25 protein-coding genes are annotated in these 24,765 nt (G+C 72.8%); 3 read left to right on the top strand and 22 right to left on the bottom strand.

Going from position 1 to position 24,765, the window contains the following annotated elements; translation table 11 throughout:
* Positions 1-24: 24 nt before the first annotated feature.
* The 9 genes from NAG42_RS37300 to NAG42_RS37260 all read right to left on the bottom strand — a co-directional run bounded on the left by NAG42_RS37300 (position 25) and on the right by NAG42_RS37260 (position 8,472).
* Positions 25-525: a shikimate kinase gene (locus NAG42_RS37300; protein ID WP_250037056.1), complete on the bottom strand. Its 501-nt coding sequence runs from the start codon at positions 523-525 to the stop codon at positions 25-27.
* Positions 525-1,703, bottom strand: coding sequence for a chorismate synthase (gene aroC, locus NAG42_RS37295; RefSeq protein ID WP_250037055.1), 1,179 nt, complete (start codon positions 1,701-1,703; stop codon positions 525-527). The genes NAG42_RS37300 and aroC overlap by 1 nt, the downstream gene beginning before the upstream one ends.
* Positions 1,704-1,769: 66 nt before the next feature.
* Complete coding sequence (locus tag NAG42_RS37290) at positions 1,770-2,609, bottom strand: shikimate dehydrogenase (protein WP_250037054.1); 840 nt, start codon at positions 2,607-2,609, stop codon at positions 1,770-1,772.
* 10 nt (positions 2,610-2,619) lie between these two features.
* Positions 2,620-3,816: an endolytic transglycosylase MltG gene (gene mltG / locus NAG42_RS37285; protein WP_250037053.1), complete on the bottom strand. Its 1,197-nt coding sequence runs from the start codon at positions 3,814-3,816 to the stop codon at positions 2,620-2,622.
* Positions 3,813-4,271 carry a Holliday junction resolvase RuvX gene (gene ruvX, locus NAG42_RS37280; RefSeq protein ID WP_250037051.1) on the bottom strand — a complete coding sequence of 153 codons (459 nt, stop codon included), beginning with the start codon at positions 4,269-4,271 and terminating at the stop codon, positions 3,813-3,815. The genes mltG and ruvX overlap by 4 nt, the downstream gene beginning before the upstream one ends.
* Positions 4,272-4,340: 69 nt before the next feature.
* Positions 4,341-7,025: an alanine--tRNA ligase gene (alaS, locus tag NAG42_RS37275; RefSeq protein ID WP_250037049.1), complete on the bottom strand. Its 2,685-nt coding sequence runs from the start codon at positions 7,023-7,025 to the stop codon at positions 4,341-4,343.
* On the bottom strand, positions 7,022-7,294 hold the full coding sequence (locus NAG42_RS37270) for a hypothetical protein (RefSeq protein WP_250037048.1): 273 nt from the start codon (positions 7,292-7,294) through the stop codon (positions 7,022-7,024). The genes alaS and NAG42_RS37270 overlap by 4 nt, the downstream gene beginning before the upstream one ends.
* Positions 7,295-7,342: 48 nt before the next feature.
* Positions 7,343-7,795 carry a DUF948 domain-containing protein gene (locus tag NAG42_RS37265; RefSeq protein WP_250037046.1) on the bottom strand — a complete coding sequence of 151 codons (453 nt, stop codon included), beginning with the start codon at positions 7,793-7,795 and terminating at the stop codon, positions 7,343-7,345.
* A gap of 77 nt (positions 7,796-7,872) precedes the next feature.
* Positions 7,873-8,472: a hypothetical protein gene (locus NAG42_RS37260; protein WP_250037219.1), complete on the bottom strand. Its 600-nt coding sequence runs from the start codon at positions 8,470-8,472 to the stop codon at positions 7,873-7,875.
* Positions 8,473-9,135: 663 nt separating this feature from the next.
* Between NAG42_RS37260 and NAG42_RS37255 the strand changes: the two genes are divergently transcribed.
* The gene (locus tag NAG42_RS37255; protein WP_250037028.1) at positions 9,136-9,744 is read left to right on the top strand and encodes a hypothetical protein; all 609 of its coding nucleotides are present in this window, start codon (positions 9,136-9,138) and stop codon (positions 9,742-9,744) included.
* Positions 9,745-10,361: 617 nt separating this feature from the next.
* Here the strand turns inward: NAG42_RS37255 and NAG42_RS37250 are convergent.
* From NAG42_RS37250 to NAG42_RS37185, 13 genes are all read right to left on the bottom strand, one after another.
* Positions 10,362-11,027 carry a hypothetical protein gene (locus NAG42_RS37250; protein ID WP_250037026.1) on the bottom strand — a complete coding sequence of 222 codons (666 nt, stop codon included), beginning with the start codon at positions 11,025-11,027 and terminating at the stop codon, positions 10,362-10,364.
* A gap of 93 nt (positions 11,028-11,120) precedes the next feature.
* Positions 11,121-11,504 (bottom strand): hypothetical protein, encoded by a 384-nt coding sequence (locus NAG42_RS37240; protein ID WP_250037024.1) that lies wholly within the window; start codon positions 11,502-11,504, stop codon positions 11,121-11,123.
* Positions 11,505-12,359: 855 nt separating this feature from the next.
* On the bottom strand, positions 12,360-14,000 hold the full coding sequence (locus NAG42_RS37235) for a replication-associated recombination protein A (protein ID WP_250037022.1): 1,641 nt from the start codon (positions 13,998-14,000) through the stop codon (positions 12,360-12,362).
* Positions 14,001-14,126: 126 nt separating this feature from the next.
* Positions 14,127-14,351, bottom strand: a complete 225-nt coding sequence (locus NAG42_RS37230) for a hypothetical protein (RefSeq protein ID WP_250037020.1) — start codon at positions 14,349-14,351, stop codon at positions 14,127-14,129.
* An 82-nt stretch (positions 14,352-14,433) separates the two neighbouring features.
* Positions 14,434-15,126: a hypothetical protein gene (locus NAG42_RS37225; RefSeq protein WP_250037018.1), complete on the bottom strand. Its 693-nt coding sequence runs from the start codon at positions 15,124-15,126 to the stop codon at positions 14,434-14,436.
* Positions 15,116-15,604, bottom strand: coding sequence for a GyrI-like domain-containing protein (locus tag NAG42_RS37220; RefSeq protein WP_250037017.1), 489 nt, complete (start codon positions 15,602-15,604; stop codon positions 15,116-15,118). The genes NAG42_RS37225 and NAG42_RS37220 overlap by 11 nt, the downstream gene beginning before the upstream one ends.
* An 11-nt stretch (positions 15,605-15,615) precedes the next feature.
* Positions 15,616-16,407 (bottom strand): SDR family oxidoreductase, encoded by a 792-nt coding sequence (locus NAG42_RS37215; protein WP_250037015.1) that lies wholly within the window; start codon positions 16,405-16,407, stop codon positions 15,616-15,618.
* A gap of 12 nt (positions 16,408-16,419) precedes the next feature.
* The gene (gene aspS, locus NAG42_RS37210; protein WP_250037013.1) at positions 16,420-18,222 is read right to left on the bottom strand and encodes an aspartate--tRNA ligase; all 1,803 of its coding nucleotides are present in this window, start codon (positions 18,220-18,222) and stop codon (positions 16,420-16,422) included.
* Between the two features lie 67 nt (positions 18,223-18,289).
* A complete protein-coding gene (locus tag NAG42_RS37205) occupies positions 18,290-18,976 on the bottom strand; it encodes a hypothetical protein (RefSeq protein ID WP_250037012.1) in 687 nt (228 codons plus the stop codon).
* A gap of 87 nt (positions 18,977-19,063) precedes the next feature.
* Entirely contained in the window at positions 19,064-19,843 is a 780-nt protein-coding gene (locus NAG42_RS37200; protein ID WP_250037010.1) for a 2-phosphosulfolactate phosphatase, read from the bottom strand.
* Between the two features lie 35 nt (positions 19,844-19,878).
* Complete coding sequence (locus NAG42_RS37195; protein ID WP_250037008.1) at positions 19,879-21,078, bottom strand: alanine racemase; 1,200 nt, start codon at positions 21,076-21,078, stop codon at positions 19,879-19,881.
* Positions 21,078-21,500, bottom strand: a complete 423-nt coding sequence (locus NAG42_RS37190) for a hemerythrin domain-containing protein (protein WP_250037006.1) — start codon at positions 21,498-21,500, stop codon at positions 21,078-21,080. The genes NAG42_RS37195 and NAG42_RS37190 overlap by 1 nt, the downstream gene beginning before the upstream one ends.
* Positions 21,497-23,059, bottom strand: coding sequence for a beta-N-acetylhexosaminidase (locus tag NAG42_RS37185; protein ID WP_250037004.1), 1,563 nt, complete (start codon positions 23,057-23,059; stop codon positions 21,497-21,499). The genes NAG42_RS37190 and NAG42_RS37185 overlap by 4 nt, the downstream gene beginning before the upstream one ends.
* A 46-nt stretch (positions 23,060-23,105) precedes the next feature.
* Between NAG42_RS37185 and NAG42_RS37180 the strand changes: the two genes are divergently transcribed.
* Together NAG42_RS37180 and NAG42_RS37175 are read left to right on the top strand one after the other, a co-directional pair.
* On the top strand, positions 23,106-24,302 hold the full coding sequence (locus NAG42_RS37180) for an amidohydrolase family protein (RefSeq protein ID WP_250037002.1): 1,197 nt from the start codon (positions 23,106-23,108) through the stop codon (positions 24,300-24,302).
* A gap of 10 nt (positions 24,303-24,312) precedes the next feature.
* A complete protein-coding gene (locus tag NAG42_RS37175) occupies positions 24,313-24,693 on the top strand; it encodes a RidA family protein (RefSeq protein WP_250037000.1) in 381 nt (126 codons plus the stop codon).
* The last annotated feature ends 72 nt before the right edge of the window (positions 24,694-24,765 follow it).

The following is a 24,765-nucleotide window of genomic DNA, read 5'->3' as shown; positions in this document are numbered from 1 at the left end:
CCGGCCCATCACCCGATCTGACGACTAGCGCAGCAGATCAGCCACTTCGACGGCGATCTCCCGCGGGTCGCGGCCGTCGGTCGCCACCGTGTGGGTGGCCACCGACTTGTAGAGCGGCCGGCGCTGGTCCAGCAGGTATTTCAGCGTGGCCCGCGGATTGATGGCCAGCAGGGGGCGGCCGGCGCCGAGCCCGACCCGCTTCACGGCGTCGCTGAGCTCGACCGAGAGATAGACCACGGTGTGCTTGGCCAGCAGCTCGCGCGTGCCCTCGTGCAGGATCGCGCCGCCGCCCAGGGCCAGGATGCCGTCGAACTCCTCGAGCGCCGCCGCGATCGTCTCCCGCTCCAGGGCGCGGAAGGTCTCTTCGCCGTCGTCGATGAAGATCTCGGGGATCGGCTTGCCGGCCCGGGCCTCGATGACGGCATCGGCGTCGGCGAAGGGGACACCGAGCAGCTCGGCCACCGCGGCACCGACGGTGGACTTGCCGGCGCCGGGGGCTCCGACGAAGACGGCCCGCGGGGCCATCAGCGGATGACCAGGGTGTCGAGGTAGCCGGCCAGGTTGCGCTGGATCTCGCCCACCGAGTCGCCGCCGAACTTCTCGACCGCGGCCTCGGCCAGCACCAGGGCGACCATGGCCTCGGCGACGATGGCCCCGGCGGGCACGGCCACGACGTCGGAGCGCTGGTTGATCGCCGTGGTCGCCTCGCCGGTGGTGATGTCGATCGTCTGCAGCGCCCGGTTGAGCGACGAGATGGGCTTGAGCGCGGCCCGCACCCGCAGCGGCTCGCCGTTGGTGATGCCGCCCTCCAGGCCGCCGGCGCGGTCGGTCACCCGCTTCACGCCGTCGGGGGTGGGGATGATCTCGTCGTGGGCGACCGAGCCGCGCGAGCGGGCCTGGGTGAAGCCGTCGCCGATCTCGACGCCCTTGACCGACTGGATCGACATCAGGGCGGCGGCCAGGCGCGCGTCGAGCTTGCGGTCCCACTGCACGTGCGACCCCAGGCCCGGGGGCACGCCGTAGGCCAGCACCTCGACGATGCCGCCCAGCGTGTCGGCGTCGCTCTTGGCCGCGTCGACCTCGGCCACCATGCGCGCGCTGGCCTCGGGGTCGAGGCAGCGCAGCGGGTCGGCGTCGATCCGGTCGGCATCCTCGGGCGTGGGGATCAGCCCGCTCTTGGCGGCGACCGACCCGAGCTCGATCACGTGGGAGACGATCTCGATGCCGAGCGCCTGCTTGATCATGTTTTTGGCGACCACGCCGACGGCGACCCGGGCGGCGGTCTCGCGGGCGCTGGCCCGCTCGAGGATCGGGCGGGCGTCGTGGTGCGCGTATTTCTGCATGCCGGCCAGGTCGGCGTGGCCGGGCCGGGGGCGGGTCAGCGGCGCGTTGCGGGCCTGCGCGGCCAGCTCCTCGGGGTCGACCGGGTCGGCCGCCATCACCGTCTCCCACTTGGGCCACTCGGAGTTGGCCACCCGGATCGCGACCGGGCTGCCGAGCGTGAGCCCGTGCCGGATGCCGCCGATCACCTCGACGACGTCCTGCTCGAATTTCATGCGGGCGCCGCGGCCATAACCCAGCCGGCGGCGCGCGAGGTCACGCCCGATCTCGGTGGTGGTCACCTCGACACCGGCGGGCACCCCCTCGAGCAACGCGACGAGGGCGGGTCCGTGCGATTCACCTGCGGTCAGCCAGCGCAACACGGGTCACAGTCTGGCACGTCGCCGGCACCAGCCGTCGCGGCCCCGCCGTCGTCCCGCTTCGCGGAATCAGGACCGGGCGGCGGCCGCCTCGAGCAGCGCGCTGCGCATCGCGTCCTCCGGGGCCGGGCTGAGGCCGGTGAACTGCTCGAACTGGCTCAACGCCTGGGCCAGCAACAGGTCAAGACCGGACAGGACCGGTACGCCGTGAGCCAGCGCCGAAGCGGCCAGGGGTGTCGGCCACGGGTCGTAGAGGGCGTCGAACAGCACCGTGCCGTCGCGCCAGCTCACCGCCCCGGCCAGATGGTCGGCCGCGCCCTTGGGGACCGTGGAGATCACCGCGTCGGCCTGGAACGTCTCGGGGGCCCGCTCCCAGGGCACGCTCAGCAGCGTGATGCCCAGCGCGGCCGCGGCCGGCGCCAGCTCGCTGAACGCGGCGAGCCGCCGGGTCACGACCGTCACCGCGGAGGCCCCGAGCTGGGCCGCGGCGGCCAGCGCGGCGCGTGCCGTGCCGCCCCCGCCCAGCACCGTCACCGAGGGCGCGGGCTTGAGCCCGGCGTCCTGCAGCACCCGCACCATGCCCGTCACGTCGGTGTTGTCGGCCTGCCAGCTGCCGTCCGATCGCCGTACGAGGGTGTTGGCCGCCCCGATCGCGACCGCGACCGGCGTCGCCACCGTGGCCAGCCGCAGAGCCTCTTCCTTGAGCGGCATCGTCAGCGACAGCCCGGCCCACTCGGGCCCGAGCCCGCCGACCAGCGCGGCCAGGTCGGGCTCGGCACACTCGAAGGACGAATAGGCCCAGCCGGCCAGCCCGGCCGCGGCGAAACCGGCGTTGTGGATCACTGGCGACAACGAGTGCGCGATCGGCCGGCCGCACACGGCGGCCCGGCGGGACGAGAGCGCGGTCACGCCGACCAGATTAGTCGCACTGCAGCTGGATGCCGTTGGCGCACGCCTTGTCGATGTTCTTCTCGTGCTCGGCGTCGGTGACCGCGAAGGCCGAGTTGCCCTTCTTGTCGACGGCGACGAAGAACAGCCAGGGGCCGGTGGCCGGTTTCATGGCCGCCTCGAGCGCGGCCTTGCCCGGGTTGTCGATCGGGCCCGGGGTCAGGCCGGTCTGGCTCACCGAGTTGTACGGGTTCTTCGGGTCGTTCAGCTCCTGCGGCGAGAGCTGACCCGAGTGTTTGGCCGCGCTGCCCTTGAGCTGGAGCCAGTAGTTCGCGGTGACGTCGAACTGCAGCGGCATGGCCGGCTTCTGCTTGTACGTGCGGTTGTAGGCGACCCGGGCGATCTTCGGCGTGTCGGCCGCGGCGCCGGACTCGGCCTGGGCCAGCGAGGCCACGATCAGCGCCTCGAACGGCGAGACCGACAGATTTTTCTGCACCGTGTCGACGAAGCCGAGCTCGGCGGTGGTGTCCATGAACTTGGCCACCATGACCTCGAGCACGCCCTTGGCGTCGAGCTTGGGGTCGAACTCGTACGTGTCGGGGAACAGGAAGCCCTCGACCGACTTCTTGGCCTGCTTGTTGTCGCGCCGGTTGAACCAGAAGCTGGGCACGCCCAGATCCTCGGGGTCCTTGGCCGCCTCGACGAAGTCGTCGACCGGGATCTTGGTGGCCTTGGCGAGCAGGTCGAACGTCTGCATCATGGTCAGACCCTCGCGAAGGGTCAGACCCCTGGTGACCCGCGCCTTCGGGTCGAGAAGCAGGGTCACGGCGCTCTCGGCCGACATCTGCTTCTTCAGGTTGTAGGTGCCGGACTGGACGTTCTTGCCCTTGGGGTTCTCGTCCGCGGCGTTCACGAAGGCTTTGGTGCTCTTGACGACGTCGGCCTCGACCAGGACGTTGCCGATGTCGGTCAGAGTCGCGTTCTTCTCGATCGAGACCTGGATGGCCTCGCCGCCCGTGCCGTCGTAGTCGGCGGCGGTGAAGAAGCCCTTGACCTTGTTGTAGCCGAAATACACGCCACCACCGAGCGCGGCAAGCAGGACAAACGCCATGACGAAGGCGATGCCGGACTTGCCCGTGCCCTTCTTGGCGCCCCGGGCTCCCCGCCGGTGACGAGGCTTGCCCTTCTCGGCATGCTCGTCAAAAGCCAGGTCCAGCTCGTCGATCATCTCTGCCTCCGCTGCGCGTCCAGCCAGCTCTGCAGGATCTCCACCGCGGCCGCCTGGTCGACGACCGCCCGTTGACGCTTCCCCCGGACGCCACGTTCGGCCAGCCTACGGGTTGCGACCACGGTCGACATCCGTTCGTCGGTCAGCACGATCGGCACCTCGCCGACCGCGGACGCCAGTCTCCCGGCGTACGCCCGGATGTCGATGGCGGCGGGTCCCTCGGCCCCGTTCAGGCGAACCGGAAGCCCCACCACGATCTGCACCGCCTCGTGTTCCCCCACGAGACGGACGAGCTCAGCTATGTCGCCGGGCACGGCATCGGCTGCCGCGCCCATGTCACGGGGCACCGTGACCAGGGGGGTGGCCAGGATCCCGTCAGGATCGCTGATCGCGACCCCGACGCGCACCTTACCGACATCGACGCCCAGTCGCCTACCCCGCGACCATGCGCTCATCCGGCCACCCTCCCCCGTCCAACCGCCTCGACCACCAGCCCTAAAGCAGACTTAAGGCGGCCAAATTCGTTATCCGGCGGTCTCGTCCACCGCCGTCTCGACCGCCGCCAGGAGCACCGGCACCTGATCGGCCGGGAGCCCGCCACCCTGCGCCAGGTCGGCGTTGCCGCCACCCCGGCCGGACAGCGCGCCCTTGACCAGGTCGGCCGCGGACAGGCCCTTGGCCTTCGCCGCCGCGTTGATCGCCACGATCAGCGACGCCTTGCCGTTCGACCGGGCCGCCACCGCGACGACCGCCGGGCGGGCGGCGTCGATCTTGCCACGGATCTCCTGAGCCAGCGTACGCACGTCGTTGCCGGCCGCGCCCTCGGGCGCCTCGGTGCCGACGAACGCCACCCCGCGCAGGTCACGGGCCTGCGCGGCCAGCGTGCCGGCGCCGCCCAGCACCAGCTGGGCCCGCATCTTCTCGAGCTCCTTCTCGGCGTCGCGCAGCGCGGTGACCGTCTGCTCAACCCGCTCGGCGACCTGGTCGCCGGGCACCCGGAACATCTCGGCCAGACGGCTGACCAGCAGGTGCTCCTTGGCCAGGAACCCGAACGCGTCGATGCCGACCAGGGCCTCCACGCGGCGCACACCGGAGCCGATCGACTGCTCGTTGAGGATCTTGACGAGGCCGAGCTGACCCGAGCGGGCCACGTGCGTGCCGCCACACAGCTCACGCGCGTAGTCGCCGACTTCAACCACCCGGACCTCGTCGCCGTACTTCTCTCCGAACAGCGCCATCGCACCCAGCCGGCGCGCTTCCTCCTGGGAGGTGATGAACGCGTGGACCTCGAGGTCACGCAACAGCACCTCGTTCACCTGCTGCTCGACGTCGTGCAGCACCGCGGGCGAGACGGCCCCCGGTGTGTTGAAGTCGAACCGCAGCCGGCCCGGAGCGTTCAACGAGCCGGCCTGGGTCGCCGACTCGCCCAGGAACGCACGCATCGTCTGGTGGATCAGGTGGGTCGCCGTGTGCGAGCGCGAGATGGCCTTGCGGCGGGTCACGTCGATCTCGGCCTCGGCCGACTCGCCCGTGCGCACCTCACCCCGGATCACCCGCGCCTTGTGCACGATCAGCCCCGGGACGGGCTGCTGCACGTCGACGACCTCGACCTGGCCGCCGCCGACCTTGATGATGCCGGTGTCGGCCTGCTGGCCACCGCCCTCGGCATAGAACGGCGTCGTGTCGAGCACCAGCTCGACGAACTCACCCTCGCCGGCCACCTCGAGCGCGCCACCGTTGCCGATCAGCGAGCGGACCCGCGACTCCCGCTGCACTTCCTGGTAGCCGGTGAACTCCACCGGGCCGCCCGCGTCCAGCGCGTTGCGGTAGGCACTCAGGTCGGCGTGACCCGTCTTGCGCGCGGCCGCGTCGGCCTTGGCCCGGGACCGCTGGTCGGCCATGAGCCGGCGGAAACCGTCCTGGTCGACGTCGAGGCCCTGCTCCTGCGCGATCTCGAGGGTCAGGTCGATCGGGAAGCCGTAGGTGTCGTGCAGCTGGAACGCCTGCGACCCGGACAGCTTCCGGCCACCCTTGGCCCGCGTGTCGCTGATCGCCGTGTCCAGGATCGTCGTGCCCGCCCGCAGCGTGGAGAGGAACGCGTCCTCCTCCGCGTACGCGTAGGTCGAGATCCGGCCGAACTCCTCGGCCAGCTCGGGGTACGACGGCGCCATGCAGTCGCGGGCCACCGGCAGCAGCTCGGGCAGCGCCGGCGCCTGCCAGCCCAGCAGGCGGATCGACCGGATCGCCCGGCGCATGATCCGCCGCAGCACGTAACCCCGACCCTCGTTGCTGGGCGTGACGCCGTCGCCGATCAGCATCAGCGCGGTGCGCACGTGGTCGGCGATCACCCGCAGGCGTACGTCGTCGGGGTGCGACTCGCCGGCAACGTGACCGGAGTGGACGCCGTACTGCTTGCCGGTCATCTCGGCCGCGCGCTGCAGGATCGGGCGGACCTCGTCGATCTCGTACAGGTTGTCGACGCCCTGCAGGACCGAGGCGACGCGCTCCAGGCCCATGCCGGTGTCGATGTTCTTGTGGGGCAGGTCGCCGGTGATCGTGAAGTCCGTCTTCGACTTCACGTCGGTGATCGCGTACTGCATGAAGACCAGGTTCCAGATCTCCATGTAGCGGTCCTCGTCGACCGCCGGGCCACCCTCACGGCCGTACTCCGGGCCGCGGTCGTAGAAGATCTCCGAGCACGGACCGGCCGGGCCGGGGATGCCCATCGACCAGAAGTTGTCCTTCTCGTTGCGGCGCACGATCCGCGACTCGGGGACGCCGATCGCCTTCCAGTGCGCGTACGCCTCGTCGTCGTCCAGGAAGACGGTCGGCCAGATCCGCTCCGGGTCGAGGCCGTAACCGCCCTCGGTCTGCGGCTTGGTGACCAGCTCCCAGGCGAGCTTGATCGCGCCCTCTTTGAAGTAGTCGCCGAACGAGAAGTTGCCGTTCATCTGGAAGAACGTGCCGTGCCGGGACGTCTTGCCGACCTCGTCGATGTCCGGCGTCCGGATGCATTTCTGCACGCTGACCGCGCGGTCGAAGGGCGGGGTGCGCTGACCCAGGAAATACGGCACGAACTGCACCATGCCGGCGTTGATGAAGAGCAGGTTGGGGTCGTCGATAGCGGGCAGCGGGGCACTCGGCACAACCGTGTGCCCGTTGGCCTCGAAATGCGCCAGATAGCGCCGCTTGATCTCCGCCGTCTTCATCGTTTCCCCTCCTGGCCGTCCGGGCCGTCCTCGTCGTCCACGTACAGCTCACCCTGGGCGAATGCCTTGTTGATCTGCTCCTCGCGGTCGGCCGCGAGTTCGCGAACGTCATCCACGAAGCTACGCACCGACTCGACCAGGCCGCCAGCGGATTGCGACATGGAGGTGGCTATGCCGGAAGGAGTGAACTCGTTCGCCTTCTGAGTGAGTTTGCGAACGACGATGGCGCCGACGGCCAGGCCGACGCCCAGCCAGAGCAGGCGCTTCATGGCGGGTGGTTCCCTTCGCTCGGTTCGGGTCGGTTCGGGGCGGCCGGATCAGCGGCGGGCGGCCTTGCGGCGCTGCTTGAGCGTCTCGCGGACCTCACGGGCCTCGTCGGCGTTGCGCCGGGCCTGCACGGTCTTGCGCAGCCCATATCCGAACGACGCCACCTTGACCAGGGGGTTGGCGGCCGCCGCGGCGACCACCGTCGACAGATTGGCCACGTTGGCGGTGACGTGCGCGGCGTGCTCGGTGATCGTGTCGACCTTCTCGAGCTGGACGTTCACACCGTCCAATGAGACCTGCACCTGGCCGAGGGCGGTGTTCACGTTACGGACGGTCTCGTTCACGTCGGTCAGCAGCGGGCCGGTGCGGTCGGTCACGTCGTTGATCGCCCGGGTGGCGGCATCGACGGTGCGGCCCAGCTTGAAGATCGGAATCGCGAGCACGAGGACGAGGACGAGAAAGGCGCCCGCCGCGATCAGGCCTGCGATATCTCCGGCGTCCATCAGGCGCTACTCCCTTACAAAAGGTCACATGGGGCGGGTCAACGTGCAGACCCTACCGTCCGTGACCTCGGCCCGCGTCACGACGCCGAGGGTGTCGGCGTCAAGAGCGGATCGTCGGGGATGACCGCGTCGGGAGTCTCGCCCGTGATCGGGCTCTTCTGCGGGTCGGGCTTGCCCCGGGTGTCGGCGATCGCGTTGTAGACCTTGATGCTCACCGTGGACCCGACACACTCCCCGGCCGGAGCCACCGGCGGCGCCGTCGACCCCGCCAGAGCCGGATCGTTGGCCGCGATCTGGTCGACCTCGCACTTGGGCCGGCTCACCCGCAGGTCCAGTGTGAACTCGTCGCGCTTCCAGCAGGTGTAGGTGCCCTCCTCGGGCGTGATCGGCTGCTCCGGGCACTCGCCGACCTTCCACGGCGCCCAGCCGGCCGAGGTCAGAGCCGAGGTGTACGCGGTGGTGGTCTCCTTGATCGACCGCTGCGACTCGGCCGTCCGCTCCCGGAACGTGCAGTCGATGAAGCACCACCGGCTGCCGCTGCTCTGGTCGTCGACCTTCTGCTCGGCCCACGAGGGCACGTCGAGCTGGTTGAGCGAGCCGAAGACCGGGTCGTTGCCGGTGGCCCGCAGCCCGAAGAAGGCCGGCAGCACCACCAGTACGACCACAGCGAGCGACACCAAGGTGACTACGCGCAGTCGCCGCTGGCTCCGCAGTTGCTCCCGCAGGCGGCCGCCTCGCCCCACCGGGGTGTCGTCTTCGTCGTCCGGGGCGGCGGGGCCAAGGGCTCGCGCCGCCGCGGCTCGGGCGCCGACCACGGGCGAACCCACCCGGACGGCCGCGCTCGCCCGGCCTTCTTCACCCCTTGGAGGTACGCCGTCCGCGCCCGGCCCCGACTCGACCACAGCCCGGCCGGGTGCGGCCGGCCCCGAATCGACCACCGCTCGGCCGGGTGCGCCCACCGAGGCTGTGCCCCCGCGGACGGACGCCGAGCCGACCTTGGCCGCGCCGGCTGCCGCTCCCGGCACGCTCGCCGTTCCGGGCACACTCGCCGTTCCAGGCACGCTCGCCGTTCCAGGCACGCTCGCCGTTCCAGGCACGCTCGCCGTTCCAGGCGCGCTGGCCGTTCCGGGCACGCTCACCGAGGCCGCGCCACCCGCTTGCGCGCCGCGAACGGACGGGCGAACGGCGGCGGAGCCGGCAGGGCCACCGGCCGGACCTCCGGCGCCCGAGCTTGGACCGGGCACCGAAGCCGCGCCAGTCGGAGCGCCACGAACGACAGCTGATCCCGCCGGGCCACCGACCACGGCAGCGCCACTGGCTGCAGCCCGAGCACCCACCGCATGGGCACCCGAAGGCCCACCGGTCGGCGAATCGCCGGGACCGCGTTCGCCGAGCCCACGGTCTCCGGGGCCGCGTTCGCCGAGCCCACGGTCTCCAGGGTCGCGTTCGCCGAGCCCACGGTCCCTAGGGCCGCGTTCGCCGAGCCCACGGTCCCCAGGACCGTGTTCGCCGAGCCCACGTTCGCCCGGGCCATGTTGACCCGGAACTCCGTCGGGGGCGCCGACGTTGCGCCCCGGCACCTGGACACGCCCGGCCGGAGGCTGTCCCGGCCCCTGCGGTGCCTGCGCCGTTCCGTAAGGAGGTTGAGCGGTTCCGTAAGGAGGCTGGCCGGCTCCACGCACAGGTGGTCCTGTGCCCTGACCCGGCCCATAAGCGGGCTGGTCCGCAGCGTGCGGCGGCTGGTCCGCGCCGTGTGCCGGCCGGCCGGGGACGGCCTGTGCCCGGGACAGTTGCCCGTACTCGCCCGGCACCTGATCAGCGTCGTCCGGTGCGCCCGGAGCGCGGCCGTGCCGCGGCCGGTCGAAGTCATCCTGGCCGGCGTCTCCGCGCGGCGCTCCGGGGACGCTGCCGGCCCGCGAGAGCTGGCCGTACTCCCCCGGCACCGGTGACGGCTGCCCGGGGGCCGGCGTCCCGTAGCCCGGCGCGGGTTGCCCGTAGGGCTGGCCCGGCTGCTGGCCGTAGAGGTTCTGCGGCGGGCGGCCCGGCGAAACCGGACCGGTGGCTGTCGGCGAAACCGGTCGGACCGGCGCGCCACCCGCGCCCCGTCCGCCGCGTCCCGGCGCGCCCGGCTGCTGTCCGACCCGCGGTTGCTGTCCGGACGGCGGCTGCGTACCGGGCGGCCGCATGCCTGCTTGCGGATGGCCTGGTTGCTGACGGCTCGGTTGCCGAGGGTCCGGTTGCTGAGCACCTGGTTGCTGACGGCCCGGCTGCTGAGGGCCCGGCTGCTGACGGCCCGGCTGCTGACGGCCCGGCTGCTGACGGCCCGGCTGCTGACGGCCCGGCTGCTGAGGGCCCGGCTGCTGGTTACCCGGCTGCTGTTTGCCGCGTGGCGGGACCCGGCCGGAGCCTTCACCAGGCCGCTGGATCACGCCCGACGTCTGCCCAGCCATAGCGCCGGCTCGCCCGGGAACCGCCGGAGCCCGGACGCCTTCCCGGCCCGGCACGACCGGCGGCACGACGGCGGAAGCCCGCACCGGCTGAGCCGGCCCGGAAGCCCCCGGCGGAGTTACCGGAAAACCGCCGGTGTGTCCCGACATCCCGGCACCGCCAGGCCCACGTCCACCGGCACCGGCCTGCTCACGACCACCAGCACCGCCAGGCACCCGGCCCCCGGCACTGCCTTGCTCACGACCACCAGCGCCGCCGGGCCCACGCCCACCGACGCCACCCTGCTCACGACCGCCAGGCCCACGCCCACTGGGACCGTCCTGATCAGGACCACCAGCGCCACCCGGGCCACGCCCGCCGACGCCGCCTTGACCGCGTCCGCCCTGGTCTCGCGCCCCGGCGCCAGCCTGACCCGGCCCGTCGGGCGGCCCAACGGGAGCCTGACCCGGACCGCCGCGTCCCGCAGCGCCGCGGCGGGAGACGTTGCGGCTCGTGCCGCCCGGCTCAACCGCTCCCGGCGGGGGCGGCCCGGCGGGGGTTCCTCGCCCGGCCCGGGTACCGCGTCCGCCACCCGGTTCGTCCGGGCCCGGAAGTTCTGGTGCGCCCACAGCGCCACGGAGGTCTCCGGACTGCCCCGGCCTCCGGCCACGGTCACCCTGATCCGGGGTGCCGTGACGCCCGGTGCGCTCACCCGGCGCATCGGCCGCACCGCGACCGTGCCGCCCGCCGACCGCCCCGGTCCCACCGCCCGGCCCAACCGGCCCGGCTCCGCTACCAGGACCAACCGGCCCAGCGCCCGTCCCAACCGGCCCGGCTCCGCTACCAGGACCAACGGGTCCAGGGCCCGGACCAACCGGCCCGGTACCCCGGCTGACGCCTACCCGGCCGGTCCCGTCGCCGGGGCCGGCATAACCCGGTCCCCCGCCCGGAAAGGCCGGACCCGGCCCGCCAGGCGCACCCGACACCGGCCGACCAGCACCGCCGTACTCACCCGGCGCCGACCCGCGGCCGCCGAAGCCTGTGTCACCGGGCGCACCCGAGACAGACCGACCAGCACCGCCATACTCACCCGGCGCCGATCCACGGCCGCCGAAGCCTGTGTCACCGGGCGCACCCGAGACAGACCGGCCAGCACCGCCGCCGTATTGGCCCGGGCGGCCGGCACCCGGATCACCCGAAACAGGCCGACCAGCACCACCGTATTGGCCAGGACCGCCAGGACCGCCAGCACCCGGCCCACCCGAAACAGGCCGACCAGCACCGCCGTACTCAGCCGCGGAACCCGCCCCCGGAGCCCCGGAAACCGGCCGCCCCGCACCCCCCGGCGCCGGGCCGTCGGCACGGAAGCGGTCCCGCCCGCGAGTCGGGCCACCCGGAGAAGTAGGTCGCGAAGCCGGCGACACCGGACGGACGGCCGGAACGTCAGGAGCATTGCCGGAGACCGGCACGACCGGCCCGGACGTCATCCCGTCGAAGTCGCGCGGCTCCGCACCCGGCCGCCCCGGCGCCGCATAGGGCTGCTCGGCCGCACCAGGCCGCCCCGGTCCCGCGTACGGCTGCTCGGCCGCACCAGGCCGCCCCGGTCCCGCGTACGGCTGCTCGGCCGCGCCAGGCCGCCCCGGCGCCGCGTACGGCTGCTCGGGGCCGCCGCGCGCAGGAGCTGTCCCCGGCGGTCCGCCGCGCGCGGGCGCCGGCCCCGGCGGTCCACCCCGCTGGGCCGGCGGAGTTACCGGCGGAACCCCCGCCCGCGCCCCGGAGATCTGCCCCCGGGAACCCCGCCCGGGAGGCATCTGGCCTGGCTGTTGCGGAGACGGGGGCGCCGCTGCCGGTTCGCCGAGGGCCGGGAAGTCGTCATCGGGCTGGTCGTCGGGCCCGGGGGCCACCCGCCCGGACTTGCTGAACTGCGTCTCGCCGGCGAGGGTGCCCGGGCCGATCGCGCCGCGTTGCTGTTTGGCCGTGCGCAGATCGTCGAGCCAGCCGGTCTCTTCCTGACCCACCACCTCGGGCTCGTCCGGCTCCACCGGGCGCCCGCGGCCGAATCGGCGACCCTTCCGCCCGCCGGCCTGCTCGTTGCGCAGGTCAGCGTCGTCGTCGGGCCGATCGGCACCGCGCGGGGTCACGGCTGTTCCTCTCCGGCGGCGGAGCCGCTGTCGTCTGCCGGTCCCGCCCCGGTCGGGGCGGTCGGGCCCGGATCGGCGAGGCTACCAGTCCCGGCTGTGGGCGCGCTCCCATCGGCCGCGTCCGCACCGGGAGCGGCGCCGGTGGATGCGGGCCGGTCCGGCGCCGGATCAGCCGTGCCGGGGGTGGCGGGCTGCTCCGGTGTGATGTTCGCGGCAAAGCGTCCCTCATCCGGGCCCTGCGCACCACCGGCCGCGCGTCCGGTCCCGGTCGCCGCCCGGCCACGGACGATGCGCCGCAGCCGGGGCACCCGCTCCCCGATCGCCCGTTCGGCGCCGTGGTCGGTCGGCTGGTAGTACTCCGCGTCAGCCAGATCGTCCGGCAGATACTGCTGCTTCACCACTCCGCGCGGGTCGTCGTGCGGATAGCGGTAACCCCGGCCGTGCCCGAGCCCGCGGGCACCCGGGTAGTGGGCGTCACGCAGGGCCGACGGCACCGCGCCGCCGCGCCCGGCCCGGACGTCGGCCATCGCCGCGCCGAGGGCCGTGGTCACGCTGTTGGACTTGGGCGCGGTGGCCAGGTGCACCACGGCCTGGGCCAGATTGAGCCCGGCCTCGGGCAGGCCCACGTTCTGGACGGCCTGGGCCGCCGCCGTGGCCACCAGCAATGCCTGCGGGTCGGCCATGCCGACGTCCTCACTGGCGAAGATCACGATGCGGCGGGCGATGAACCGCGGGTCCTCGCCGGCGACCAGCATGCGGGCCAGCCAGTGCAGCGCCGCGTCGGGGTCGCTGCCCCGCATGCTCTTGATGAACGCGCTGGTCACGTCGTAGTGCGCGTCGCCGTCGCGGTCGTAGCGCACGGCGGCCACGTCGACTGCCTTCTCCGCGGTGGCGAGGTCGATCTCCTTGACACCCTGGGCCGCGGCCGAGCCCGCCGCCGCCTCCAGGGCGGTGAGCGCCTTGCGGACGTCGCCGGACGCCAGCCGTACGAGATGCTCCTCGGCCTCGGCAGTGAGGGTGACCGCCCCGCCCAGCCCGCGCTCGTCGGCGACCGCGCGGCGCACCAGCCCGCGCACGTCGTCGTCGTCGAGCGTCTGCAGGGTCAGCAGCACGCAGCGCGACAGCAGGGGTGAGATGACCGAGAAGTACGGGTTCTCCGTGGTCGCCGCCAGCAGCGTGACCGTCCGGTCCTCGACCGCGGCGAGCAGCGAGTCCTGCTGGGTCTTGCTGAAGCGATGGACCTCGTCGATGAACAGGACCGTCGGCGGCCCGCCGTAGCGGCGCTCGCGACGGGCCGTGTCGATCACCGCGCGGACGTCCTTGACCCCGGCCGACAGCGCCGACATGGCCACGAACTTGCGGTTGGTGGCCCCGGCGACGAGGTGGGCGATGGTGGTCTTGCCGGTGCCGGGCGGCCCCCACAGGATCACCGACATGGGGCTGGCCCCGGTCACCAGTTGCCGCAGCGGCGCACCGGGGGCGAGCAGGTGCTCCTGGCCCACGAGCTCGTCGAGCGAGGCGGGCCGCATCCGCACCGGCAGCGGCGAGTCGGCCGCCGGGGCGGTGAAGCCGTCCACCGGACTCGCGGCGGGGGTGACGCCCGGCTGGGCAAACGTGAAGAGGCCGTCCGATTCCATTGGGTCGAACAGTACCGGCCCGCCGGCAGCGGACGCGAAGTCCACATGTCGGCGGGCCGGGTGCGAGCCGTGCCAGGCGGGGCGCCGGTGGCTCGCGAGGAGTAGCTGTGGGGGGATGGGGTGGGGTCAGCCGCGGCCGGGGCGACGGCCGTAGAAGCGGCGGCCGCTGCTGCCGCTGCCGCTGCCGGCCCGCGGGCCGCTGCCGACACCGGCGAGGTAGAGCGCGAGCAGCAGGAGACCGAGGGAGGCCATGGTCTCGAAGTTGAACAGGTCGGGAGCGCCGAGGTTGGTGTCGAGCAGGTCCAGCAGGAGCCAGACACCGAAGACGACTGCGGCAGCAATGGCAAGCATGATGTTCCTCCGGGGGGTGAGAGCCGTGTCACGCAAATACCCCGCAGGCTGTCCTGCCCAAACTCCACCCTGGAGTGGGTGATCATGGCAACGAATTGACGGCCTTCGCGATCAGCAGAACGGCGATCAGCAACGCGATCGCCGACTCGAGGGCCATGGCCGCCTTGGCCCACCGGGACAACGGCAACGTGTCGGTCGGGCTGAACGCGGTGGCGTTGGTGAAGGCCAGGTAGAGATAGTCCAGGAAGTAGGGTTCCCAGTCCTTCGGCGCGAGGTGCGGCGAGGTCATCGGCGGGAAGAGGAAGTCCGGGTACGGGTCGGTGCCCCGCGCCCGCTCGGCCGGGCCACCGCGGTCGAGCTCCCAGAACCAGACCGCGAACGACAGCACGTTGAGCAGATAGATGGCCCCGCCCACGGCCACCAGGGTGGCCGCCGAGCCGGTGTCGTGCCCGGTCAGGATGTCGCGCACCAGCATCGCCACCGACCAGGCGTTGCCCAGGCTGGCCAGGGCGATCAGGGCGAGGGCGACCATCCGCAGCGCCGGGGTGTCCCGCTTGACGCGCATCGGGTCGGCCGCGATCAGCACCATCGCCATGGCGATCTCGAGCGCCGGCAACAGCCAGCGCGGGCCGAGGGTCAGCCGGTCGGGAAGGGTCGCCTGGAGCGCGACCATCACGACGACGGCGAGGGTGACCGGCCAGCGGCGCTCCGGGTCGGTGGGCCGGAGCCAGGCCGGCTCGGGCAGCTCCGCGGTCACCCGGGACTCAGCCGGCAAGCTTGAAGAACAGGTCGGTGCGCCACTTGTGCATGTCGGGCTGCTGGGCCGGGTCGGTCATCAGCACCTCGAGGCGGCAGCCCCAGACCTCACCGGTCGGGGTGGGCTGCATGTCCCACTCCAGGTGCTGCTCGCGGGCCCAGTCGAGCAGCTTGGCGGTGACCGCCATCAGCCCGTCGGGGTGGCCGACGTGGCTGACCGTGGCATAGCGGCCGGCCGGCAGCGTCTCGACGAAGGCCGGGGCGGGCACGTCCACCGGCTCGCTGACCGGGATGCCGGCCTCGATCACCAGGTCGGCCGACATGTCGATGACCCGGTAGCGGAAGAACGGCGCACCCGCGACGGGCACCCCGTGCTCGCCGAGCCGGGCGGCCATGGTGGGCAGGTGGTCGGCGACGCGCGCGAACTGCGTCATGGTGATCGACTCACGCCGGCCCACATACGGCTGCTCGGCTCTCTCGACAATCGTCGGCTCCACGCCGATCAGTCTCACATGCCTGCGACCGGCCGCAACCGGGTCCGCAGCACCGAACGGGCAAGCGAGGTGTCGAGCTTGACGTCGAGCGGCCGGGGCCCGAGGTCGGCGTCGGTGCTGAGCCCGACCGGCAGCGCCGCCGGGTCGAGCCCGTGCGCCTGGGCGATCAGGCGGCCGAACTCCACGCGCGAGACCGCCTGCGGGCCGGCCACGTTGAGGACGCCGGCGAAACGCGAGTCGGCCAGCTGGAGCAGCGCGCCGGCCAGGTCCTCGACGTGGATCGGGCAGCGGATCTCGTCGGTGAACAGCGTGCCCGTCCCGCCGTCGAGCAGCCCGAGCACGAACCTCTCGAAACGGCCCCGGCCGTGGCCGTAGATCAGCGAGGTCCGCACGATGACCGACGACGGGTCGATCGCGGTCACCGCGGTCTCGGCCGCCGCCTTGGCCGCGCCGTAGAGGCTGACCGGTGTGGGCGGATCGTCCTCGGTGTACGGCGCGGGCCGACCGGCGTGCAGCGCGTCCGTCGACACGTGCACCAGCCGGGCCCCCACCATCGCCGCCTCGGCGGCGATGGTGGCCGCGCCGTCGGCCGAGACCCGCCAGTCACCCCAGGTGCTGTTGATGATCAGCTTCGGGCGTAAGGCGGAGATCAGCGCCCGCACCGCCTTGCGATCGGTGACGTCCACCGGCACCCAGCCGCCGGCCGAGGTGGTGGCCGTGCCGACCACCGCATGACCGGCGGCCGTCGCCTGCCGAGCCACTTCGGAACCGAGGAAACCGGACGCGCCGACGACGAGAATGCTCATGGGTAGATCAGATCAGTTCGAGCGCTCCACCGGAACCGCCTGACCGTCGGTGCCGGGGGTGCCGGCCGCCGGCTTGGGCTTCGCGTCGATGCCGGCCTCGAGCCGCTGCTGTGCGGTGATCGGGGTGGGCGCCGTGGTCAGCGGGTCGTAGCCGCCGCGGGTCTTGGGGAACGCGATGACCTCCCGGATCGACTCGTTGCCGCTGAGCAGCATGCAGGTGCGGTCCCAGCCGAGCGCGATGCCGGCGTGCGGCGGCGGGCCGTACTTGAACGCCTCGAGCAGGAAGCCGAACTTGTCCTGGGCCTCCTCGGGCGTGATGCCGAGCAGGTCGAAGACCCGGCTCTGCACGTCGGCCCGGTGGATACGGACGCTGCCGCCACCGATCTCGTTGCCGTTGACGACGATGTCGTACGCGTAGGCCAGCGCCTGGTCGGGCGCCTCCTCGAACCGGTCCAGCCACTCGTCGTTGGGCGAGGTGAAGGGGTGGTGGACGGCCGTCCAGCCACCCTCGTCGGTCTTCTCGAACATGGGCGCGTCGACGACCCAGCAGAACGCCCAGGCCGACTCGTCGATCAGGCCCGAGCGCTTGGCGATCTCGATGCGGGCCGCGCCGAGCAACTCCTGCGCCTCGCGGCGCTCGTTGGCGGCGGCGAAGAAGATCGCGTCGCCCGGCTTGGCGCCGACCACGTCGGCCAGCCCGCCCAGGTGCTCCGCGGACAGGTTCTTGGCGACCGGGCCGCGGGCCTCCCCCGTCTCCGCGTCGAGCACGACATAGGCCAGGCCGCGGGCGCCGCGCGCCTTGGCCCAGTCCTGCCAGCCGTCGAGCTCCTTGCGGGTCTGCGCCGCGCCGCCGGGCATGACCACGGCACCGACGTAGCCGCCGGCCGCGATGGCCCCGGCGAACACGCGGAACTCGGTGCCCTGCAGATAGGACGTCAGCTCGGTCAGCTCGACGCCGTAGCGCAGGTCGGGCTTGTCGGAGCCGTACCGGTTCATCGCGTCGGTCCAGGTGATCCGCGGGATCGGCAGCTGCACCTGGTAGCCGGCCAGCTCGCTCCAGAGCCGCGAGACGATCTCCTCGCCGAGCGCGATGATGTCGTCCTGCGTGACGAACGACATCTCGATGTCGAGCTGGGTGAACTCGGGCTGCCGGTCGGCCCGGAAGTCCTCGTCGCGGTAGCAGCGGGCGATCTGGTAATACCGCTCCAGGCCGGCCACCATGAGCAGCTGCTTGAACAGCTGGGGCGACTGGGGCAGGGCATACCAGGTGCCGGGCTGCAGCCGCACCGGCACCAGGAAGTCGCGGGCGCCCTCAGGCGTCGAGCGGGTCAGGGTCGGCGTCTCGATCTCGTTGAAGTCGCGGGCGTGCAGCACCTCGCGGGCGATCTGGTTGGCCCGCGAGCGCAGCCGCAGCGCGTTGGCCGGGCCGGAGCGGCGCAGGTCGAGATAGCGGTATTTGAGCCGCAGGTCGTCCGACGCGGTGATCGTGTCGTCGACCGGCAGCGGCAGCGGGGCGGCCTCGGAGAGGACGGTGAGCTGCGACGCCGTCACCTCGATCTCGCCGGTGGCCAGCTCGGGGTTGGCGTTGCCCTCGGGGCGCGCGGACACCTCGCCCACCACGAGCACGCAGAACTCGTTGCGCAGCGCGTGCGCGTCCTCCTCCCGGAAGACCACCTGCACCACCCCGGAGGCGTCACGCAGGTCGACGAAGATGACCCCGCCGTGGTCGCGCCGGCGGGCCACCCACCCGGCGAGCGTCACCGTCGTGCCGGCGTCGCTCGCGCGCAGGGTGCCGGCGTCATGGGTACGAATCACGGGAAGGCTCCTCACAGCGGTCATACGTCCGCCCACATTCTGTCAGGGGCGCCCGGCACGACCGCCGTCAGGCCGCCACCTTCCACGACGTGGCCCGCATCCCGGCCGTGCCCGTCTTGCCCACATCGGTGATCTCGATCAGCACCATCCGGGCCGGGGTGGCCGCGGTGAGCACGCAGAGAACGGTCCCTTTCCGTACGGGAACACTGGCCCCCGGCCCGATCGGGCTGGTCCGGATCGCCCGCGCGCACCCCGCCGCGTCCAGGTCCATGCTCATGACCTGGCTGCCGCCGGCCGCCCCGGACCCGAGCACCAGGCTCGGCGGCTGATCGCCGCAGCGGCTGTCGTACCGCAGGTCACTCCCCTTCTCGGCGGCGTTCGACCGCGGCTCGTCGAGGTCGAGGAAGATCACCGCCGAGCAGCCCACCTGCACCCGCAGCGGCTCCTGGGCGTACGAGACGGCGAAGCCCTCCCGCTCGGCCGGGCCCGCCGCCGCCGGCACCGGCCGGTCGAGCGCCGCTCGGGCCAGGTTCGACGCCCGCCACCCGACGAAGATCGCGACCACGGCCACGTTGAGCGCGAAGAGCGCGACCACGGTGGCCAGGAACGCCATCCCGGCGCGCCGCCCGGTCCGCCCGCCGATCCGCTCGGTCGGCCCGTCCGAGATCGCCGGCTCGGCCGGTTCGGCCCGGTTCACCGGATAAGGGTCGCGGGGCCGGGGCGGAAGGTTGTGGGTGCCACGAAACGTCGACATCAGCGGCTCCGAACAGTCGGCAAACCGGATGAACCGAACCTAAGCCGACGAAAGCCCGTGCCCCATCCCTCGGCCAGGCGACTGATGTCAGATGTCGCCCTGGTGGGCGGGCACGAACCAGCCGTCGCGCAGCACCGGCACCACCGGGCTGGCGTCCACCGCGGCGGCCACCGTCACGTCGCCCGCGAAGCCGTTGGTCCGCAGTTCGCGGCCGCTCGCCGAGTCCGGCAGGGCGGTCGCGAGCCGGTCGGCCACCCCGCGATAGGCCGCGACCGCGGTCAGCGCCTCGGGCGAGAACCCGTCCGGTCCGTCCACCTCGGCCAGCCGGGCCAGGAAGGCGCCGGCGCCCCACAGGTCCTCGGCGGCCGGCCGCAACGATCCGTCCGGCCACCGCTCGCCCGCCGCGACCACCGCCACCGGCCGTCCGGCGGCCCGCTCGCTCACCCAGGTGGCCGCGGCCGCCGCGTTCCGCAGGCAGACCCCGACCACCGTGCAGCCGGCGTCGGCCAGCCGCACCGAGATCGCCGATCCGTTGGGCGACGGGAGCACCAGCCGGTCGATCTTCGCGGCCTCCAGGTCGTAACTCAGGATGCTCTCGGGCGACAGCGTGATCTGACCCGGCCCGGCCTGCGAGCGCAGCACGGCCAGCATCGCCCCATGCCGCCGGGCCTCGGCCACCGCCGAGTCGTCCCGCCACCGGTAGGGCAGGACGCTGACACCCTGCTCCACCGCCACGGTCAGCGTGGTCGTGAACGACAGCACGTCGACCACGGCGACGAAGGCCGCGCCGGGGGCCACCGCGTCCGCCCCCACCGGCCCCCAGTCGAAACGGGCCCGGAAGATGCCCTGCCCGTCCGCGACGGTCATCGATGCCTCCTGTCCGCAGTCTGCCACCGGCGCGATCAGAAATAAGTGGCCAGCACGTCGACCACGCGCCGGTCCTCGTCGATCACCGGGATGTGCCGCCACTTGTCGAAGGCCGTGCACGGATGCGAGATGCCGAACCGCACCAGATCGCCCGGGTGCAGCTGACCGTCCCCGATGGACAGATAGGTGTGGTGGTCGTTGAGTCTGGTCACCTCGATGCCGGTGGCCGGGGCGAACGTGCCGTCCGGCCGCCGCACCTCCATCGGCACCGGCAGGCCCTCGTCGAACGGCGCGTCCCGCTTGCCCATCCCGGCCAGCGCCAGCCCGGGCTCGGGGGCCGAGATCACCTGGGCCCACAGGTCGAGCGCGGCGGCCAGCGGCCCCTCCTCGGGCACCCGCAGAAACGGCGTGCGCTCGCGGTAGAAACCGTCGTCGTGGGTGACCGAGGCGCCGCTGCGCAGCACCAGCGTGGCCTCGCCGGCGACCGGGGCGATCCGCGCGACGACCCGGTCGAACCACGCGCTGCCGCCGGCCGACAGGATCGGCCGCCCGGGCAGCAGCCCCGCGTCGCGCAGCCGTTCGAACCCGGACACCACCTGGCCCAGGAAGGCGTCCACCTCGGGCTCGGTGCGCAGCTGACCCTCGTACGCGGTGAGGCCGGCCAGCTCGAGGCCGGGTGCCGCGGCCACGGCCCGGGCCACGACTTCCAGGCCCTCCAGCGTCCTGACCCCCGTACGGCCGTGGTCGTGACCCAGCTCGACCAGGACCCGCAGCGGACCCGCCGAGGCCGCCTGCGCGGCGACGGTCGCCCCGGCGACCGAGTCGACCTGGAAGAAGACCTCCCAGCCGGCCGCGCCCTGTTCGGCCAGCCAGCGCAGCGCGGTCGGGTCAAGCACCTCGTTGGCGATGAGCACCCGCGGCACCCCGAGCCGGCGCAGCACGAGCGCCTGGTCGGGGGTCGCCACCGTCAGGCCCCAGGCGCCGGCGTCCAGCTGCCGGGCCAGCAGCCCCGGGGCCATCGTCGTCTTGGCGTGCGGGGCCAGTTCCCAGCCGTGCCGCCGGGTGTAGGCGGCCATGGTCGCGATGTTCGCCTCGGCCGCGTCGCGCCGCAGCACCAGCAGCGGCCAGGTGAACTGCCCACCGAACAGACTCGGCCGGTCGGCGACGGAGAATGTGCCCTCCGGCTGCCAGAAACCCTTGCTGCGCCAGTCGACGACCACCTCGGGCACGTCCATCACTTGACCTCGATCCCTAGATCACCGAGCGGTTCCAGAGCATTCAGTACGCCGGTCAGGCGCTTCTCCTCACCGATGAAGTGCGTCTCCAGTACCGCGCTGAGCCCGTCGAGCTCCTCGTGCGTGGTGGCCGCCTCGAGCCGCCGCAGCATCCCCGCGATGATCTCGTGGTCGCGCCGCAGGCCGTCGAGGAACGAGGCCAGCTCGGGATGCCGCCCGGCCAGCAGCGGGAAGACGTTCGTGTCCTCGGCCGTGTGGTGCTCGGTCACCGCCGTGCACAGGGTGAGGCAGTGCAGCCGCAGGTCGCGGCCCTCGTCCAGCGCGTCGTAGAGGTCGTCGACCATCTCGCGCAGGCGCAGGTGCGCGCCGATCAGTTGGTTGCCGTAGGCGCGGAATCGAGTCCGCTCGTTGTCGTAGCTCATGCTCCTGGCAGCTCACCAGAGGTGATTTGACGGGTCAAGCCCGCGGTCATCACGGCCAGTTCAGCCAGCCGGTCGGCCCGCTCGCGCGGATGGCCGGGCGCGTCGGGGCGGGCGTCCCACGGCCGCGGCCCGGTCAACGGCCGATAGTCGACCCCGAGCGCGTCCAGCCGGGCCAGGTGCTCCGGCAGCCGGGCCTCGAACGACGCGTACGACCGGTCCGGCGCGTCCCACACCGCCTCGGCGAACGCACACAGCCGCGGATAAGCCATGTAGTCCACGGCCCGTGCCGACTCCAGGTGCTCGGTCCAGACATTCGCCTGCCCGCCGAGCACCAGTTCCCGCTGCGATTCCGGCAACCCTTCCGGTACGGGGGTGAAGGCGTACACGTCGGCCAGGCTCAGCCGGGGCCCGACCGGTGTCGGCTCGCCCGGGTCGTCGGACTGCCGGTAGTCGAGGTAGACCGTGATGTCCGGGCACGCCACCACCTGGTGCCCGCGGCGGGCGGCGACCAGCGTCGGCTCGGGTCCCCGCCAGGCCGCCACCACGGCCCCGCGCGGCGCGCCACCCTCGAGGATCTCGTCCCAGCCGTAGATCCGCCTTCCCCGCAGCGCCAGATGCTCGGCCATCAGCGCGGTGAACGCCGGCTGCCGGTCCTCGCCGCCCCACTCGCCGGTCGGGCACTCGTCGCCGCCGATGCCGATCAGCTCGGACGGGAAGAGGTCGCAGAGCTGGTCGAGCACGTCCCGGCAGAAGTCCAGCGACTCCTCGCCCAGGTTCAGGACGTGCGGCGAGATACCCCAGCTGGTCCGCACCCGGCCGGCGAAACCGTTGCCCAGCCGTGGATAGGCGGCCACCGCGGCCTGCATGTGACCCGGCATGTCGACCTCGGGGACGACCCGCACGTGCCGCTCGGCCGCGTAGGCGACGATCTCGCGCAGGTCGTCGGCGGTGTAGAAGCCGCCGTGCGGACGGCCGTCGAAACGCGCGTGCCGCCGGGCGCCGACCATCGACTCGGCCCGCCACGCGCCGACCTCGGTCAGCCGCGGCCAGCCCGGCACCTCGAGGCGCCAGCCCTGGTCGTCGGTCAGATGCAGGTGCAGCACGTTGAGCTTGTGGAAGGCGGCCAGGTCGATGAAACGCAGCACGTCGGCCACCGGCATGAAGTGGCGGGCCACATCGAGCAGCACGCCGCGCCAGCCGAACCGCGGGCGGTCGACCACCGAGACCCCCGGGACCGGCCAGCCGACCGGGCCGGCCCGGCGCAGCGCCGGCGGCGGCAGGAGCTGGCGCAGGGTCTGCGCGCCCCAGAAGACGCCGGCGGGCGACCCGCCGGTGATCTCCAGCCGGTCGGGGGCGCACGTCAAGGCGTACATCTCGGGCTCCAGACCCGGATCGACCCGCAGGCGGACGCCGCCCCGGCCCGGTGCCAGCGGGCAGCGCAGCGTGGAGCGCAGCCACGAGGCGACACCGGTCAGCTCGGCGGGACAGTCGAGCGGCGTCTCGGGGCCGAGCATGAAGACGCCACCGGTGGGATTCACCGCGACCGGCTGAGGGATCATGATCACCACCCTAGATTCGAGTAGGGTCGGCTCGGGAGGGGTGGCGTTGACCTGGGATCTGCTGCTGGCCGGTGGTGAGCCGTTCGACGTGGCGGTCACCGACGGGGTGATCGCCGCGGTCGGCCCGGATCTGCCGCGCGACGCCCGGGTCGTGGCCGAGGTGTCCGGCCGGCTGGTGACCCCCGGGCTGATCGACCTGCACACGCACGTCGGACCGGGTTACTGGGGCATCGACCCCGACCCGATCGCCTGGCGGACCGGGGTGACCACCTGGGTCGACGCCGGTTCGACCGGGGCCTACACGGTCGAGCTCCTGCGCCGCGCGTTCCACGAGGTGCGCGTGCCGGTGCTGCTCAACATCTCGGCAGTCGGGCTGGCCGGGCGCACCGGGGAGAGCCGCGACCTCAGCAACTGCGACGTGCCGCTGGCCGTCGACACCGTGCAGCAGCACCGGTCACTGATCCGCGGCATCAAGGTGCGCGTCGACCGCGACACGGTGGGCGACAACGGGGTGGAACCGCTGCGCCGCGGCATCGCCGTCGGTGAGACCTGCGACATCCCGGTGATGGTCCACATCGGTACGACGCCGCCCGCGCTCGACGAGGTGCTCGACCTGCTGCGGCCGGGCGACATCATGACGCACTGCGCCAGCGGGCTCGCCTCGCCGCTCGGGCCGGCCGTCCGCGCGGCGGTCGACCGCGGTGTGCTGCTCGACCTCGGGCACGGCTCCGGGGCGTTCGCGTTCGACGTCCTGGAAAGGCAGCTCGACCTCGGGCTGGCCCCGCACACGGTGTCGACCGACCTGCACTGCCGGTCGCTACCCGGGCCGGTCTTCGACCTGCCGACCACGATGGCCAAGCTGCTGGCGGTCGGCGTGCCGCTGGCCGACGTGCTCCACGCGGTGACCGCCGCACCCGCCCGGGCGCTCGGGCTCCCGGGCGGCTCGCTGGACGTCGGCGCGCCGGCCGATCTGGCCGTGTTCGACGTGCGGGCCGAGGAGCACGAGGTCGTCGACTCGCATCTGCAGGTGCGCACGGCCCCCGTCCGGCTGGTGAACGTGGCGACCTATGTGGGCGGACGCCTGCTGCCACCCGCCTATCCGGCCGGCCCGCCGCCCTGGGTGTCGCTGACGCCGGCCCAGCGCGACGCCCTGGCCCGGCGGTCCCGGGCCCTGCGCGACCTGCTCGACCACCCGCTGGTCGACGCTTCCGGCCTGGCCGAACAATTCCCTCGCAACCCTTAGGAGACCAGTCATGCCCAAACGCGCCATCAAGGTCGAGACCGCGGCTCCGGCCGGCGGCCCGTATTCGCACGCGGTCGTCGCCGGCGACTTCATCTATCTGGCCGGCGCGGTGCCGGCGTTGCCCGACGGCACCCGGGTCACCGGCAGCTTCGCCGAGCAGGCTCATTCCGCCTTCGCCAACCTGGCCGCGGTGGCCGAGGCGGCCGGGTCCAGCCTCGACCAGGCCGTCCGGCTCGGCGTCTACCTGCGCGACTTCGCCGACTTCGACGAGATGAACGAGATCTACGCGCAGTACATCAAGGGCGACAACCTTCCGGTACGCACGACGCTGCCGGTCCCGCTGGTCGGCTTCGACATCGAGATCGACGCGGTCCTCTACACCGGAGCCTGAGTTTCCCCCCGGCGTAGCGCTCCGGCCTGCTTTGATCGACGTGGTGACTTGCGCCCCCGGCGGGTAACACGT

This window comes from Paractinoplanes maris (genome assembly GCF_023544465.1).
In the GTDB taxonomy this organism is placed as follows: Bacteria; Actinomycetota; Actinomycetes; order Mycobacteriales; family Micromonosporaceae; genus Actinoplanes; species Actinoplanes maris.
This window is presented reverse-complemented; position numbering and strand designations above follow the sequence as displayed.